Source organism: Cyclobacterium sp. 1_MG-2023, from assembly GCF_030546805.1.
GTDB lineage: Bacteria > Bacteroidota > Bacteroidia > Cytophagales > Cyclobacteriaceae > Cyclobacterium.
Genome location: NZ_JAUOPC010000026.1, coordinates 8,604 through 27,076, shown reverse-complemented (window position 1 = coordinate 27,076; position 18,473 = coordinate 8,604). Strand labels below are relative to the sequence as shown.

Below are 18,473 nucleotides of genomic sequence, written 5' to 3'. Positions count from 1 at the left end.
AGACTTTCAACCATAAAAAATTCAGACATCATTTATTTGCTCAAGGATGGACAGATCTTAAACCATGGTAATTTTGAAAACCTTATGAATCAATCTATGGATTTTAAAAAGATGGTTGAATTCCAAAATTTTGAAAACTAATAGTTGACAAGCCTGTATTTAGGGGCTTTTGGAATGATGGGAGAGTAATTTTTGACAGCCGCTTAAATTTAAAGCTTGCGATTCAATTCTTAAGTCGTTCTTTCTAAATTTTTTCCATCATTAAGAGTTTATAAACCTGCATTATAAAATGGACCTTCTATTTTCGGGATCTTCTATGATGCATCTGGCTGATAAACTCTGGTCATAAATGCTTTAGTTTTCAGTGATTAAGAAACCAAGCATGATCGTTTTGGGCTAGCTATCGATTTTATTAAATACCTATCCTTACGTATTGAAGATGATTAATTAGTTTTGTTACCCATTACCTGGTTAATGAGTCTATTTTTTCACCAAATTCCTCATTAAATAAGAGCTTGATCGCTCTTTATATTCGGCTAAAGTTTTATTTACGGCCTCCCAGTCAATTTTTTCCTCTAGTTTTTCTTTAGTTAATTCCTCTTTTGATGAAATTATCCTGTCTGAAAGATTAAATATATTAAGGATGGATTTAAACCTAACAGCCCCTCTGTCATAATTTAAAAGAACATAAAAAGGTTTGTTGAAAATAATAGAAAATACTGTTCCGTGAAAAGAGTCAGTGATTACAAATTCCGCATCATGAAAACTACGGATCCAGTCTTCTACTTTTGCATTCGTTCGCCATTCTAAAGGGCAAGATTCATATCCATCAATGATGTCCAATTGAAAAGGCACTAAATTCTTTTTTTCAGCTACTGCATCAATTAGTTTTTTCTTTTCTTCCGAAACGTCCAAAACGTACAAAAATAAACCATCATTTTTTCGAGTTGAAGAATTTGGAATTAATTTTAAATAGTCCTCAGTGCGTAATAGCATGGTGGGGTCCAATACCATTGTAGCTTGAGCATCCAAATATGTTTTGCAAAAATCAATTCCTACATCTTCCCTGACAGAAACTGCATCAAAATCTTTGATTAATTCCTTACAATTACGGGTTTGTTCTTCAGTATATTTCCAAACATCACCCCCAAATGATGGGGCGTATGCCATTTTGATAACTTCTTGGCCTTTTAAAAATGAGAAAAAAGCTGCTTCTATATGCTTATAATATTTGGCATTCCAAATTTGATCAGAGCCTACAACATATGCTTCAAAATTATATTTTTCTGTTACTTTTTTCAAATCTTCAATAGAGGTGAAGGTTTTTGTGATTTTAGGTATATTCTGGTCAATAAATGGTTTCGTATATTTCAAATAAGCTCGATCTCTTAATTTTTTTGGATTGATCATTGGAACATCACCTTTTAGGTAGGCAAAAGTTTCTTTAGCCATTCTCCATATTTTTCTTGGAAAAGAAACCTGGTTTAATTTGGTGTCAATTAACCATACATCATGTCCCATTTTTTCAAGAACTGTTTTGAGTGCATAGGCTTGTAGTATACCGCCGTAATTGGTATGTAGAGATAAAGTCAAAATTCCAATTTTCATATTTTTTTAATTAATTGGTAAATGAATTTCAGGTATAAATGGGTTATCTGTATATTGAAATTCTTAAAGAAACTTCCATATTAGGGCTTATTGAAGAAAATGTTTCGGAAGTTTAAGTTTTATCATTCCTTTAAAAAATCAACCAGTTTCTTTCCTAATGCCAAATGATCATGATTGTTATTTACAAATTGAATAGCGTTGGAAGACATTTTTAAATATTCATCTACGGTTAACTTATCAAATGAATTTTTCAGCTCAGCTGCATTTTGGTAGGTAATTCCTAATTCAAAACGATCAATGATTCCATCCGGGTTGACTAAAGTTGGAGTCAAGATAGGTGTGCCTACAACCATTGCTTCTAGAAATGTATTGCTGAAACCTTCGTACCTGGATGTGCTTATTAAGAATTTTGCCTTAGATAAAAAATCAAATATCTCTTCACGAGCGACCTTTCCCACAAACTCAACATTCGATAATGTTTTTAGTTTTTCCAGATACTCTTTCGTTTCATCATCCATGCTTTTTAAAGGAATGCCTGCGATTTTGAATTTTTCATCCGGAAATATGCTCGCTACTTCAAATAATTGTTTTAAGTTTTTTTGGTATCTGAAATTGGCAACCCAAGCAAGATAACCTTTCTTTTCATTCTTTACGACATTTTTACTTTTATCAATTTTAATAGGATTATAAATTTTCAGAATTTTTTTGTCTGGAAATTGTTTTTTTAAGGTTTGATATTGAAATTCATTTTGAACGGAAATAAAGTCAGCTAATTTAAAAGCTTTAGCGATAAAAATCTGGTCAAATTTTGAATGGGTGATTTTAATTCTTTCATCTAACATATTGTCATTGGCCACCCTTAGTATCATTTTAACGCCTATTTTTCTACAGAAAAGAGCAATATAATAAGAAGCCCAGCCTGGGATTGAAGCATATAAATAGTCCGGTTTACTCTTTTTTATCGCTTTGTATATGTTCGGGAGCCGGTATAGTGGCCATCTAAGCCATCTAATTCCTTTTGTTGGATGATAAACAGGGAAAAGTTTTATAAAACCATACTTGGAGAGCTGGACTCTTTTATCATTTGCATATTTAAACTGGTCAATTTCATGTCCATTTTCATGAAGAGAATTGATCCATACCATTGTTTCCACCACGGCCCCTCCTATAGGATTTCCATTTTCAACAATTAACTCAACATTTTGAAATTGGGTAAATAAAAATTTTGCCATATGGTTTGTATTGTATTTGGTGGTTAAAATGAAATTTAATCTTAGTGAAATTAGAATTCACTTCATTATGGTAAATATTGGGGTTAAATGCAGAAATTGTAATGTTAAAAGCAATTTTAATGTTTTATACGTATTATTACAAATATATTTATATGTTTAATATTCAAATGTTTTGTGAGTAATATGGTTTTATTGGTGAAATATTAACAAAGTTTTAATTCTTACATTCAAGAATTAATAAATTTGAAATAATTTTATTTAGAAAATTGGTGCCTAAATTAATGCCTTGAGCCATTTAAAAGTTGTGATTAGATGCATTTCATGAGAATAAAAGTGATGTCCTCGTTTAGGAAAGAAATTATTTTAATTAGACCAATTTACAAAAAAAATAAAATGACTAAATGATATCCTGCTTTACAAATATTTGTTTATTGCTTCTAAATTTCCAATTTACAATTCTCCTTTTCAATTCTTTTAGTTTTAATGGAAAGCTAAATGAGAAGGATTTATTAATAAGTCAAGATAGTTTAATTTTAGGGGAGAATTTTGAAAATGATATTAGTTGGGAAAAGAAATCAAATGCTTACCCGCAGTTTGCTGAAGAACATGCCTTCGAAGTAGTCGATTTCCCTGTGTTTTCCGGTAATAAATCCGGGAAATTTGAATTGCGGTACGGGGATAAAATGGCGACTAAAAATGGAGGGCCTAGGGCTGAAGTTCTCTTTCCAAAGCAAAGTCATTTTGAAAGGTGGTACTCATTTGCCGTCTTTTTCCCTTCTTTAGAATGGGGAAAAGATCAGGATGATGAATTGATTTCACAATGGCATAGTGGTAAAGGTACTCCTACCCTTGCCTTAAGAGTGATAAGTGGTAATTTAAAATTAAGAATTGGTTATGATTCTCAGATTCCGTCCTCCAAGTGGAATTATTATGACTTTGGAAGCTTACCTAAAGATAGATGGGATGAATTTGTTTTCCATGTGATTCACTCTATTGGGAAGGATGGCTTGGTTGAAGTGTGGAGAAATGGTGAAAAATTGGTAACCCATAATGGTCCTAACATGTATCGGGAAGGGAATCTTCCAAGATGGAAAATTGGGATTTATAAATCCAGTTGGAGTAAAAGGAAAACAGATGTTGATCTTAGGGTTGTTTATTTTGATAATATTAAATTGGCAGATGAAAATGCTGATCTTAACTTTATGATGTCCAATGAAATTCAATGATATTCCTCTTTTGTTTTACTAATAAATTAATTTGCCTTGTTCTCAATAATTATCCCCCTATATAATAAAATTGGATTTATCTCCAGAGCTTTGGATTCAGTGGTTAATCAAACCTACAAAGAATATGAAATTATTGTAGTAAATGATGGTTCTACTGATGGGAGCGAGAAAATTGTTCAAAACAATTTTGGGGATAAAGTCAAGGTAATTAATCAAAAGAATCAAGGTGTTTCTACTGCTAGAAATACGGGGATTGCCCATGCCAAATATCCCTATATTGCTTTTCTAGATGCAGATGATATATGGCATCCCGACTATTTGTATTCTGTTAATAAAACGATAGAGGCAAACGAATACCCTGGTATTTTAGGTACAAACTTTATTCGATTTAAATCTTTTGAAGAACTTGATCTTCCAAATTATCCGGATGTAGATGCTATTCCAGTTAAAAATTATTCAATAGCTGAATATTTCAATAAAACCATCAACCATACCCTTATTTTTACCTCTTGTATTGTGATGAAAAAGGAGTTTTTTGATACAAATGCCGGTTTCGATCCTCCTTTGAAGTTTGGTGAAGATTTAGATGTATGGTTTAGAGCAATATTGTTGTATGGGAAGCTTGTTTATGTGCAGAAAAAATTGGTGTATTATAGCAGGGAGGATTTATCAGCCGCTACTAAAAAGGATTACCTGCTTGAGCAAACGCTTATTCCTAAAATTTTAAACCCTGATTTCTTTCCCTTGGATAAAATCGAAAATCCGAAGGATGCTAAAGCTTTTAAAAGCTATAGGTCTAAATGGATATGTCTAGGGATGCCTCCAATCTACCGCTTAAAAGAAAATGAAGCTTCGATAAATCAAGTAATCCCTCAAATAGGGAATAAATTCTTTTTCTATAAGTGGTATTACCTTTTACCCTTTAGTATTACTTATAAAACCTTTAGGAGCAAATATCCACATAAATTGTGGGTGAAGTATTTAAAGTTTTGCTATAGATGTTTTTAATGATATTTATTGGAGCTTTTGCTTGTGGAGTTGTCAGTGCTTATGGATTGGAAACCTTGTTTGCAATTTTAAAAAATCCATTATTGGAAAAAAATCAATTAATAAGATTATTAGTGAGGTGATTTTTCACAAAACGTGGTGGATCTTCGCAAAAAGAAAACAATTAACCGTTCAATATTCGATCAATTTTTTATAGAATAAATTAATTTAATTTTTTTTAAAATAGTATTTAATTTTATGCAGAGGCATGGTAAAATTTAGCCGAAATTTGGTATTTTTAGATTCAATTATTTTGTAAAACGGGATTTTAGACTGTTTTGGTAGAAGATAAGAAGTGTAGGGTTTATGCGGGTCAGTTGCCTTTTTCAATTTATGTTTGTTACACAGAGATAAAATTGTATTAAACACCCACATAAATGTTTCTTACCATACAGGTTGCGGCAGAGTGATAAACTAAATTAACTTGCTTACTTGGTAAGAGTTTAGTTTTATTTTTATAAGCCCAGAAATAATCTATTTGTTAATCTTTTAGTTTGAATTAGATGGACTCTTTTAATATATGGAGTGCCATTGTTTAGTGTAATTGAAAAAATTGGCTTGGTATAGATATTGTCTAACACTGAGAAATTGAACTGGGTTTGTTTTTAGGTATTTAATCATCCATACATTTTTATACCTGTTTGAAGCTTTATTATAACCCAAGTTTATTTATATAAATAATATATTAATTCAACCACCAAACAAATTATTAGTTATGATCATTTTACGACAATCTTATAGATGGCTTATCGCCACCTCGATGAGCTTGCTATGTTTTTCATGTCAAATGGATGAAGGTGTAGAAGCACCAAGTGAGGATCTTTTAGGTGAGGATATTGAAGACTTATTACTTCTTCAAGCCTATGCTTCCGACGGGGAATTGGGGGATTGGAACATTGTTTATGAAGAGACCTTTGAAGATGAAAATCCATTTTATGCTTATGTTACCAAACAATTTTCAGAAGACCATTCTTTTAAGGTTTCCAGTTCGCCTGCTTTTAAAGGAGACCATGTAGGAAGGTTTGAGTTACGCAAGACCGACGCTAAAGCAACTCGGACCGGTAAAAGAGCTGAGATTCTAGTTGAAACCCCTACGGGAGCCGAAAACTGGTATAGTTTCGCTGTTTACTTCCCTTCAGATGGCTTTGAAAAAGACAATGATGATGAGGTGATTTCTCAGTGGCATAATGCCGGAACGCCAACACTATCCTTAAGGGTGGTTAAAGACGATTTGATATTCAGGGTAGGACACGATTCTAAATTGAAAACATCATTATGGGACCATTACGATTTTGGTAGCGTTCCTAAAGATGAATGGATCGATTTTGTTTTCCATATTGTACATTCCGATAATAATGATGGGTTGGTAGAAGTATGGCGGAATGACGACAAAATTCTTACCCATTCCGGACCTAATAAATACGAAGGTGAGCGCCTTCCAAGATGGAAAGTGGGGATTTACAAAGATGCTTGGGATGGAAAGACCACTGACACGGATACAAGGATTCTATATTTTGATAATATAAGAATTGGAAATGAGAAGGCTTCCTATGAGGAAATGGATCCAAAGAAGGATAATAATAAAGGATGGGGCCCTAAGGTGCCGGAGATTGAATCGTTCTCTCTTATCAACACGATTTCAGACAAGGCATTAGGGATAGTTCCGAATAATGGAATCATTAACCTCAAACCTATAGGTGATAACAGGATCTCTTTAAGAGCAAATTTTGAAGAAGATTTTGAGGGTAGTGTGGAATTTGAATTAGAAGGACCAAAGAGTTTTACGGTGGTAAGAAATGAACCGGAATACTGCATTTATGGGTACGATAAGGGGAATTATCACAATGGTGGCGGAACGCCGGAAGGAACTTATACACTTACTGCTACTCCTTATATTGGTCACAATAAAAGCGGGAAAATTGGAAAACAAGTTGTATTTAACTTTAAAATAGACGAATTAAATAGTGGAGGAGTTATCCAAGGGGGGGCCGGAGAGCTATTAGAAAATGATTTAATTAATATTACGGATGATTCTCAGGATTTTGATGAATCAGGTGCAGGAAATGCAAGCGATGACATTGGTTTAAACCCCAGTCTCGTTGGCCATTGGAATATGGATGAAGGTAATGGAAGTACTTTATATGATGATTCTGGTAAAGGGAATAATGCTAAAATTGAGAATGATTCTGATGTTGCATGGGTAAATGGAAAAGTTGGAAAGGCCTTGAGCACGAATGGAAGGACGGGTAGATATGCTTACATTTCTCATAATTCCAGTTTAAATATTACCGAGTCAATTACTATATCTGCATGGATAAGGCCTTCTAAAAAGTCAAGAAAACAAATTCTTTCTAAAGGAAACGTTTATGAATTCAGCATTTTTGAAAATGGTAAGGTGGAGTTTAGAATTAATAGAGATACGAATGCCAAAGATTTTATGATACAATCAGCAAAAAGTTATCCTACAGATGGGGATACTTGGATGCATGTGGCGGCTACATTTGATGGGCGAAAATCTGTAATTTATATTAATGGAGTAGAAGATAGTTCGACTACATATAATTCTACAAAAATAAACTCCAATAACACAGAAGTTCAAATTGGGGCCAAGTTTGGGAATAACCGTTGGACCGGTGCATTAGACGACTTGAGATTATACAATACAGCGCTAAGCGCATCTCAGATAATGGATATTTACAAATAAACTCTTAGTTTAACATATAAAAATAATATTTTATTCATCTATTAAGCTTTGTAACGGTCAAACGTTGCAAAGCTTTTTTTTTATATCGATTCATTCGGTACAGTTTTTTAATTTTTTTTTGATCCCTGATGATTTAATTAATCATCACTTAATTGATTTGAAGGGCTTCATCATCAGGTTTTTAGTTGCTTATTCGGTCGTTCATTTCGGAGAAGAGTCTCACCAATGGAGTGTTTTTAGTAATATGTTTCAGTCTCTAAATATTTTGGACTGTCCATAAATACAACTCCCAATAGGCTTATTTATTAAATAAATATGGTTGAGCTTATATTAAATACACTTTTTCTAATTCTATAATAAATGTTTTTTTTACACTTATAGAACTGTCAATAAATTAATTGTTATTGTTTGGGTTTAAGGGGAGGTGATTTTTTCTACGATAAATTTGGATATATGCTCAAAAAATACATCAAGCTTAATATATACGCTTTTATGTATTTATAGATAATTTTTTTGTATTTGTTATATATATTATTAACTTTACGATACTGCGCTTGCCTTTGGTTTCTGACCAATATATTATTTAGGATAATTTTATTTTTATTAGTTTTTATATAAATTATTTAGGTATGTCCGTTTTGCCAAACTCCCTCTCCTCGGCAAAGTATCTGCTACTCTTTGCTATTATTATGTTTATTGGTCAGTCCTTGTTTGCTCAGGATGTGCCCTTTGATATTTCTACGCTTCAGTTTAATGGGTTTCCACAACCGGATAAAGGTACTGCCTTGGAATTTGGTCCTGATGGAAGGTTGTATCTAGCCGACCTCAAGGGGGAGATTAGAATTTACACCATAGAAAAAACTGGACAGAACATTTACTCCGTAACCGACTATGAAACCTTGTTAGGGGTTCAGAGTATTCCTAATCACGATGATATAGGTATCCTGTCAAGGGATGCAAGGAGTACAAGGCAACTGACTGGAATAACCGTTGAAGGTACAACGTCCAACCCGATTATTTATATTGGATCAAGTGATCCAAAGTGGGGAGGGCCCTCAGGGGACAAGGCCATTGATACTAACTCAGGTGTCATTACTAGGTTAACTTGGACGGGGTCTAATTGGGATGTCATCGACTTGGTTAGGGGTCTACCGAGGTCGGAGGAAAACCATTCTACAAATGGTTTGGTTTTAAGTACAATCAATGGCAAACCTTATCTTTTGGTTGCGAGTGGTGGTAACACCAATGCAGGTTCTCCCAGTACTAATTTCGCATGGACGAATGAATATGCACTTTCTGCGGCTATATTATCCATTGACTTGAATGCCATAAACGCTTTTCCGACCCAAACGGACGCTAATTCCGGTAGGAAATTTAAATATGATATACCAACCTTAGATGATCCTTTTAGGGAAAATGTAAATGGAGTTTATGATCCTAATGATCCAACTTATGATGGTGTTGATGTAGGAGATCCTTTTGGAGGTAATGATGGTTTAAATATGGGGATGCAGGTGGTAGGGGGGCCTGTACAAGTGTTCTCAGGTGGTTATAGAAATACCTATGATGTGTTAGTAACCGAGGCCGGGCAGGTTTTTGTAACAGATAATGGTCCTAACGAAAACTGGGGAGGTTTGCCTGAAAATGAAGGTAATTCCGGTATTGTAACCAATAATTATGTGTTGGGTGAATTAGGGAATAATCCTACGAATCCGGCCATATCCGGTGAATATGTTACCAATAGAGACCATCTTATGATGGTTACTAATGATATTGATAACTATCAATTTGGCTCCTATTATGGTGGGCATCCCTCACCCATACGCGCAAACCCTGGCAATCCTTACACAATAGGTGCTTCATTTCCGTTTAACCCTGGTGGAGCAGGACTTTATACCAAAAGCACAGACGATTATTATAGCTGGGAATATGTATACCCTTCCTATTCACAAAACGAAGTATTTAGAACCCAGATTTTAGCACCTGTTGCTCCAAATGAAGCCGGATTTTTAGACTATGTGGCGACTACCTTGCCAGCTAACTGGCCTCCGGTTCCTTTGAGCCTTGCAAATCCGGCGCATGGTGATTTCAGGGCGCCTGACTTGAATAACCCTAATGGACCACAGCCGGAATTCGTAACAATGTGGCCAATCAATACCAATGCCATAGCTGAATATACTTCTTCAGCTTTCGGAGGCGCAATTAAAGGGGCTATTATTGCCGGAAGAAATGGAGGTAGACTTCACTTGGTTACTTTAAACCCTGATGGGTCTTTGGATGATCTCTTTGAAAATAAATGGAATCTTAATGGTGGAAATGCTTTAGGGATTACTGCCAATGGGGATGATGAAATTTTTCCTGGAACAATTTGGGTAGCCACCTTTGATGATAGGGTAAGTATTTTTACACCTGCCGATTTGGCTTTTTGCCCTGAGTCAAGTGATCCATTGTTTGACCCTGATGCAGATTATGATAATGATGGATTTACCAATCAAGATGAAATTGACAACGAGACTGATTATTGTTCAGGAGCTTCCATTCCTACAGATTTTGACGGTGATCTTATTTCTGATCTTAATGATCCCGACGATGATGATGATGGTGTTTTGGATGAAGATGATCCTTTCCAATTGGGGAATCCTACAAATCTTCCTATTGACAACGAATTATTTTCAGACAATACAGATGAACTAGGTAGACCATTTGGTTATTTAGGTCTAGGTTTAACAGGTTTGATGAATAATGGTGAAGCCAATCCTAATTGGCTAAATTGGCTGGATGTTTTAGGTGAAGGTCCATTGCCAAATGATATTTACGGGGGAGCTGCCGGTGCTATCCAAATTGCAGTTACAGGCGGTACAGCCAACGGGTCTTCAAATAATCAGGACAAGGGCTTTCAAATGGGGGCGAATGTAAGTTTAGAAACCGGTGAGTTTTTGATCAAGGCAGGCCTTCTTGGTTTAGATGGGCCTCAGATGTTTTACAATATCGATCACAATGGAGAATTAGGTATTCAAATAGGAGATGGTACACAAGAGAACTTTTTGAAATTTGTGTTTACCAAAACCCATATTGTGGCGGCTTTGGAAGTTGATGATGTTCCGGACCCGAATCCGCTTATGCTTCAGATAGATGAGGGGGATAGGCCTAATTCAAATGAAAAGGTTGAGTTTATTTTAAGAGTATCTTCAGTATTTGGAATAGTAGAACCAATCATCCAGATAGGAAATCGTCCCTCTATCAGTTTAGGTACCAAAGCTCTTAGTGATCCATTATTAAATATTGTCACAGACAATTCTCTTCCTTTGGCAATTGGGGTATATGGAACCTCTGGTCAGCAAGGGGTAGAGTTTATGGCTACCTACGATTATTTTAATGTAACTGCAGATCAGCCTTATCCAATTAATAATTTTTTGAATCTTACGAAACAGGTAGGAGCTGCGGATAAAATATTCGATTTAACGGAATATTTTAATGATAATAATGGGGTTGAAAATCTTAACTTTACTTTAACAAATAGCAATTCTGCCTTTGGAGCTACTATTTCAGGAAGTCAACTTACATTGACTTTTGCCAACCAACCGGACTCTACGGAGATTGTTCTTCGCGCTACTGATCAGGATGGCTATTTTGCAGAGCAATCCTTTATGGTAGAAGTTATACCTGCAGAACAGATTTTGTATAGGGTAAATGCTGGAGGTGAAGCCGTTTCCGGAGAAGGTACATCGCCTAATTGGAATGAAAATATTATGGATGGAGCCTATGAAGGAGAAGGGTATGCTGTCAATGTGGGCACTGCTAAATCAACTGTTTTTGATTTTTTAAATAAACATTCATCGATTCCTTCTTACATCAATAGTAATACGTTTTCTGAAATTTTTGGTAGTGCAAGAGAAAATTCAAGTTCAGAAAATATGATTTATAGCATCCCTGTGACGAATGGGGATTATAACGTTAATTTATATATGGGAAATGGCTCCAATGAAAGTTCTACCGTTGGGGCAAGGGTTTTTGATGTTAAAATTGAAGATGCACTTGAATTAGATGACCTTGACTTGGTTGTTCAATTTGGTCATGGAATTGGTGGGATGGAGCAAATTCCTGTCACTGTTACAGATGGTGTACTGGATATTGAATTTGTTAAACAAACGGGAAATCCAATTGTTCATGCCATTGAAATTTCGGGTACGCAGGTATCCGACCCTATAATTATCGTTCAAGAAATAGAAGATCAGTTGAGTAGTGTAGGAGAGGTATTGGATGGAACTTTAAGAATCATGGCTGAAGGAGGAGTAGGTGCACTTTATTACACTGCTACCAACTTACCACCAGGAATAGATATAGAAGAGGTTAATGGTAGGATTTATGGTACTGTAGATGAAAGTGCTATTGCGGGTTCTCCCTATCAAATAACAATACAAATAGAAGATTCCAATTATCCAGTTCAAAATGTTGAATTATTTAACTTCACTTGGACAATTGAACAACAAAATTGGAAAATCAGTAATGAAAACCAAAATTATACTGCAAGACATGAAAATGCCTTTGTTCAAGTAGGGAAGTTCTTTTATTTAGTAGGAGGACGGGAGAATTCTAAAAGTATTAACAAGTATGATTTTGAAGCGGATTCATGGAGTTTATTGGATTCTGTATCTCCCCATAGTTTCAACCATTTTCAAGGCATAAGTTATAAGGGATATATTTGGGTTATTGGAGCCTTTGAGAATAATGCTTTCCCTAATGAAAGCCCGGCTTCAAATATCTGGATATTTGATCCTATAAACGAAGAGTATATCATGGGGCCTGAAATACCTCAGGGAAGAAGACGTGGGTCAGCAGGATTGGTCATGTATAATGATAAATTTTATTTAATCGGCGGCAATACTTCCGGTCATAACGATGGGTATGTTTCCTATTTTGATGAATACGATCCTGCCACGGGTACTTGGACCATTCTTCCAGATGCTCCAAGGCCAAGGGATCATTTTCACGGGGTAGTGATTGGTGATAAATTATACGCAGCTGGGGGGAGATTGACCGGAGGAGTTGAAGGAGTTTTTGCTCCTTTGGTCCCAGAGGTGGATGTATTTGATTTTGATACCCAAACCTGGTCCACTTTACCAAGTTCCCTAAATATCCCAACACCTAGGGGGGCAGCCTTTGCAGCGAACTTTAATGAACAACTGCTAATTGCCGGTGGTGAAATATCCAATTCGACTGACGCCTTAACTACTACTGAAATCTTTAATCCAGCTACCCAATCTTGGTCAAACGGATTGGAATTGAACTTCCCAAGACATGGCACCCAAGGGATCGTGTCAGGAAATGGATTGTTTGTCACGGGAGGTTCCCCAATAAGAGGAGGAGGGAATCAGAAAAACATGGAGTATTTAGGAATAAATAATCCAAAAGGCCAATCCTTGTCAGGAAGTATAATATCTACTGGGGAAAATTTAAAAGTAAATAGTGAGGGGGAAATAGTGACAGCTTTAAATGTTTCAGGAGGAAATCAAGCAATTTATATTAGGGAAATGCATGTGGAAGGAGTCGATGCTTCCGATTTTGAATTTGTAACTGAACCATTTAGTCACTCAATATTGATAGCCAATAGCTCCAACCCTATCCATCTGTCCTATAATGGATCCAAAGAAAACCTTGATGCTAAATTGGTGGTTGAGTATGGTGAGGGGGCAATTGTTGAATTTCCTATTGAAGGGTATATTCCGGGAGTTATTCCTAATGCACCGGCAATAATTTCGCCTGAAAATCAAGCTACCAATATTGATAATATTTCGGAATTAAGTTGGCAGAGTGAATCTTTAGCGACTGAATATCGGGTGCAGATTTCGATTAATTCAAACTTTACTAGCACCATTACTGATGCTCAAGGTATTACAGAAACCTCTTTTACTACGCCCGAACTTCAAGATCTCACGACTTATTATTGGAGAGTTGCTGCTTCCAATGAGGAAGGGGAATCAATTTGGTCAGAGGTAAGAAGTTTTACAACTAAAGAAACAACCGTAGGTGTGCCTGCTGCTCCTGTGCATGTAAGCCCGGTAAATGGATCTGCCGATCATTCAAGAATTTTAGTGTTGAGTTGGGAAGAAGAAGCTTTAGCCTCAACCTATAAAGTGCAAATTTCATTGGATTCAGATTTCTCTACGACCGTAGTCAATGATCAAAATATTTCCGGAACAAACTTTACTACCCCGACATTACTTTCAAACACTGAATATTATTGGAGAGTAGCAGCTACCAATACTGCGGAAGAAGATGGGCCTTGGTCTTCAGAATGGTCCTTTACAACCGCTCCTGACCAGTTGTCTTCCTCTGAATTGGTTGGTTACTGGAAAATGGAAGAGGGAAGTGGGAATACGCTCATTGATTATTCAGGGAAAAATAATAATGCAACGATCCAAAATAATTATGGGATTTCATGGGTAACTGGAGTAGATGGTCTGGCTTTAAGAATGACAGGTTCTTTAAATAGATATGCATCAGTAGCTCACAATTCCACATTGGATATCACAGAAGCCATTACTATCGCAGCTTGGATAAAACCTAATGGAGTAAATAGAAAACGAATATTGTCCAAATCTGGGCCTGATGGATATGAGTTTTCAATTTCTGAAAATGGTAAATTGGAATTCCGATTCAACAGGGAAAGCAGTGGTACAGAGTATATGCTTTATTCTAGCTCTGATTATCCCTCAGATGGCCAAACATGGATGCATGTGGCAGTAACATTTGACGGAACCGCCTCAAAAATTTATGTCGATGGAATTGAAGATAACGCTACATCTTATTTCCCTGTTACGATCAATTCAAATACAACGGAGTTACAGATTGGCGCTAAATATGGGGATAATAGATGGGAAGGTGATCTTGACGAAGTGAGGCTTTATGATGGAGCGTTAAATGATCAGGAAATCTTTTCCTTATACAATGGAGAAACCCTTGTTACAGAAGCACCGCCAACGCCTGTGCTTGCCTTACCCGAAAACAACACCAATAATTTGTCTAATTTAAACTTGAATTTAAGTTGGAATGGTTCAGAGTCTGCAAGTGAATACAATATTCAGGTCTCTCAAAACTCTCAATTTACCGCGCTACTGGTCGATGAGGTTGGGGTTTCAGATGATTCATATACTGTTGATGAGCTTCAACCCAATACAACCTATTACTGGAGAGTGGCAGCGACCAATCAGAATGGTAGTTCGCCTTGGTCTGAGATTTGGAGCTTTAATACAGCAGAAGTAATATCCGGAAGTGCTGATTTGGTAGGTTATTGGAAAATGGAAGAAGAAAGTGGTAGTACATTAATAGACCATTCAGGAAATGGGAATAATGCCAATCTTCAATCTACCTCTGGAATTTCATGGGTAAGTGGAATTGATGGATTAGCCTTAAGAATGAATGGTTCTTTAAACCGGTACGCATCTGTTCCTCATAACACTACTTTGGACATTACAGAAGCAATTACTATTGCAGCTTGGATTAAACCTGAAGGAGTCTATAGAAAGCGTATTCTTTCTAAGTCAGGTCCTGATGGTTACGAATTTAGTATTGTTGAAAATGGTAAATTAGAATTTAGGTTTAATAGGGAAAGTAGTGGGACTAACTATAGGATTTATTCCAATACAGACTATCCTAGCGATGGTGAGACCTGGATGCATGTTGTCGCGACCTTTGATGGGACTACTTCAACAATCTATATCAATGGGGTAGAAGACAATTCTGAATCCTATCCACTGGTACAAATTAATTCCAATACTACCGAATTACAGATTGGAGCCAAATATGGAAACAATAGGTGGGTGGGTGATCTTGATGAAGTCCGACTTTATAGGGGAGCCTTGAACAATCAAGAAGTAAATGACCTTTACAATGGGACTTCCAGTGTTCCAAATGAACCTACTGCCCCACTTCTGACATTTCCTGAGAATTTTTCTACAGATGTTTCCAATTCAAACCTCACATTGAACTGGGAAGCACCGGCTTCAGCAGATGAATTTTGGGTTCAAGTTTCTGAATATCCGGATTTCTCAGGAGCATTGATTGAGGAGACTGATCTTTCCGGTGATGAATTTAATTTGCCGGAATTGAAATCGAATACAACTTATTTCTGGAGGGTAATTGCTTCAAATGAAGAGGGCTATTCTCCTTGGTCACAAGTCTGGAGTTTTACAACTGAAGAAATTGTTAAACTGGTCGGTTATTGGAAAATGGAAGAGGGGTCAGGTAATATGCTTAATGATTATTCAGGTTTAGGGAATAATGCCATCTTAGCCGATCCCTCAGGAATTACATGGGTGACGGGCAAGGAAGGGCTTGCTTTAAGTTTAAACGGGCTGGTTGGCAGGTTTGGAGCAGTACCGGATAATCCTTCTTTAGACATAACAGAAGAAATTACGATAGCTGCATGGATAAGGCCATCAAGACTGGGAGAAAAACGCATTTTAACCAAAGCTTTGCCTGATGGGTATGAGCTGAGTGTCTTAGGAAATGGTAAAATTGAATTTAGCTTTAACCGAGAAAGTGGAGGTAATAATTATACCTTACTTTCTAATACTGATTATCCGACAGATGGCCAAACTTGGATGCATGTTGCTGCAAGCTTTGACGGAACTACTTCCAAAATTTATATCAATGGGCTAGAGGATGTTTCGGTAACCTATTCCCCAATTCAAATAATATCCAATGCCTCAGAATTGCAGATTGGAGCCAAAAATGGAGAGGAAAGATGGGGAGGTGAATTGGATGAAGTAAGACTTTATAATGAAGCTTTGACGGCTCAGGAAATATTTGAGATTTTCGATGGGTCGCCTGATATGCCCATTGCTCCCCAGTTGAACATGCCTATCAGCGGGATTAGTGGTCTTGAACCATCAGGGGTAATTCTAAACTGGGATCCGGTAGACTTTGCAGATAACTATAATGTACAATTCGCAGAGGATCTGGCTTTCTCTATCGGTGAAACTACCATATCAAATTTAGTGGAGACTTCATACTCCATGCCCCAATTGGATTATAACACTACATATTATTGGAGAGTGGCAGCTTCCAACAGTGCAGGAGATTCCCCCTGGTCACAGGTATGGGATTTTACTACAACGACTGAAGCCATTGACGATGATTTGGTTGGTCATTGGACCATGGAGAATGGCAGTGGTAATACCTTGATAGATTATTCCGGCAAAGGCAATGATGCAACCATTCAAAATACCTCAGGAGTAAGCTTGGTGCCCGGGAAGGTGGGGCAAGCATTAAGGTTGACTGGGTCTATCAATAGGTATGCATCTGTTCCTCATAATTCAACCCTTGATATCAATGAGGCAATCACAATTGCCGCTTGGATTAAGCCTACAGCGATTCAAAGAAAGCAAATCCTTTCGAAGTCCGGCCCGGATGGGTACGAGTTTAGTATTTTCGAAACAGGAAAGCTAGAGTTCAGAATAAACAGAGAAAGCAGTGGGACAGATTATAGGATTAATTCTAGTGGAGATTATATTGCGGATGGTCAAACATGGTCTCATGTGGCTGTCACATTTGATGGAACCACCTCTAAGATCTACATCAATGGTGTGGAAGATAATTCAGCTACCTATTCTCCATTACAGATTAATTCAAACACCACAGAATTGCAGATAGGTGCCAAATATGGAAATAATAGGTGGGCGGGTGATCTCGATGAGATTAGGCTTTATAAAAGAGCACTTAGTGGAAGTGAAATTGCAAGTCTAGCAAACCCAAGTCAAAATCTTCGAGTAATGCCGAATTTCAATTCAATTTCTGAGAATGAAACAGGTTTAGATATTATGTCTGACCAAGTGGATATGGGGTGGTCAACACGTATATATCCCAACCCTGTAGATGAAGTGATTAACCTTGAAATGCCCGGTGAGTTGGAAGGTAAAGTGCAGATTTATCTTTTCGATATGAAGGGTGTACAAATGATGAATGGAGAATTTGACATTAAAAATGAAGTTTTATCAATTAATATTTCTAAATATTACTTGTCTCAGGGAATTCATCTATTATTGGTTAATAGAGATGGCAGGCAATCCTTATTCAAATTCTTTAAAGAATAATTGAAGAATTAGATTTCAACAATAAATACATAAAAGACCGTCTCTTGGAGTAATTTAGAGGCGGTCTTTGTGAATTTTACTAGGATCACCTAAACATTGTAGGACTAATGAGGCGAAGAGAAGGTGCTGTGGTACCCAAAAATTAAACCTATATTCAGAAAAATTCAATATGAAATGGATTTACTTTAATGGTATTGTTAGGTATAGGCCAAGTAGTTTTTGTGGTTCAGTGCATTTAATGGGAGAAATTTATATATTATACCCAAATCTATGTAATAGATAACCTATTGGGTTGTTATGGGCTGAAATTACTTCAAAATCATCCATTTTATCGCTATTACAAATGCTATTATCCCTTGCGATGCTAAAATCTCCAAATAACCTGATTTTATTGTGCTTGAAGCATGCACCTCTAATATCATTAACTTATCCGGGTAAAAATTCAATGATTATAGTTCCATAAATTAACCCAACTTAGATGGTGGGATTTTAAGAAGTTTCAATAGTTAAGATTGGTGCTCATGGGGAGTTTACATGACCATATTTTATAAAGTAATAGAAA

General features: G+C 36.3%; 6 protein-coding genes. 4 read left to right on the top strand and 2 right to left on the bottom strand.

What is annotated here, in order from left to right:
• Window positions 1-480: 480 nt before the first annotated feature.
• Together Q4534_RS23325 and Q4534_RS23320 are read right to left on the bottom strand one after the other, a co-directional pair.
• Window positions 481-1,608 carry a polysaccharide pyruvyl transferase family protein gene (locus Q4534_RS23325; protein WP_303615572.1) on the bottom strand — a complete coding sequence of 376 codons (1,128 nt, stop codon included), beginning with the start codon at window positions 1,606-1,608 and terminating at the stop codon, window positions 481-483.
• A gap of 122 nt (window positions 1,609-1,730) precedes the next feature.
• Window positions 1,731-2,465 (bottom strand): glycosyltransferase family 4 protein, encoded by a 735-nt coding sequence (locus Q4534_RS23320; protein WP_303615571.1) that lies wholly within the window; start codon window positions 2,463-2,465, stop codon window positions 1,731-1,733.
• A gap of 776 nt (window positions 2,466-3,241) precedes the next feature.
• Between Q4534_RS23320 and Q4534_RS23315 the strand changes: the two genes are divergently transcribed.
• The 4 genes from Q4534_RS23315 (at window position 3,242) to Q4534_RS23300 (ending at window position 17,911) form a co-directional block, all read left to right on the top strand.
• The gene (locus Q4534_RS23315; RefSeq protein ID WP_303615570.1) at window positions 3,242-4,066 is read left to right on the top strand and encodes a polysaccharide lyase; all 825 of its coding nucleotides are present in this window, start codon (window positions 3,242-3,244) and stop codon (window positions 4,064-4,066) included.
• 36 nt (window positions 4,067-4,102) lie between these two features.
• Window positions 4,103-5,074, top strand: a complete 972-nt coding sequence (locus tag Q4534_RS23310) for a glycosyltransferase family A protein (protein WP_303615569.1) — start codon at window positions 4,103-4,105, stop codon at window positions 5,072-5,074.
• Window positions 5,075-5,828: 754 nt separating this feature from the next.
• Window positions 5,829-7,817, top strand: coding sequence for a heparin lyase I family protein (locus tag Q4534_RS23305; protein WP_303615568.1), 1,989 nt, complete (start codon window positions 5,829-5,831; stop codon window positions 7,815-7,817).
• A 629-nt stretch (window positions 7,818-8,446) separates the two neighbouring features.
• On the top strand, window positions 8,447-17,911 hold the full coding sequence (locus tag Q4534_RS23300) for a LamG-like jellyroll fold domain-containing protein (RefSeq protein ID WP_303615567.1): 9,465 nt from the start codon (window positions 8,447-8,449) through the stop codon (window positions 17,909-17,911).
• Window positions 17,912-18,473: the final 562 nt, after the last annotated feature.

Coding starts and splice junctions, on each gene's coding strand:
- Q4534_RS23325 (WP_303615572.1), bottom strand. CDS start 1,608: ATGAAAATTGGAATTTTGACTTTATCTCTACATACCAATTACGGCGGT.
- Q4534_RS23315 (WP_303615570.1), top strand. CDS start 3,242: ATGATATCCTGCTTTACAAATATTTGTTTATTGCTTCTAAATTTCCAA.
- Q4534_RS23305 (WP_303615568.1), top strand. CDS start 5,829: ATGATCATTTTACGACAATCTTATAGATGGCTTATCGCCACCTCGATG.
- Q4534_RS23300 (WP_303615567.1), top strand. CDS start 8,447: ATGTCCGTTTTGCCAAACTCCCTCTCCTCGGCAAAGTATCTGCTACTC.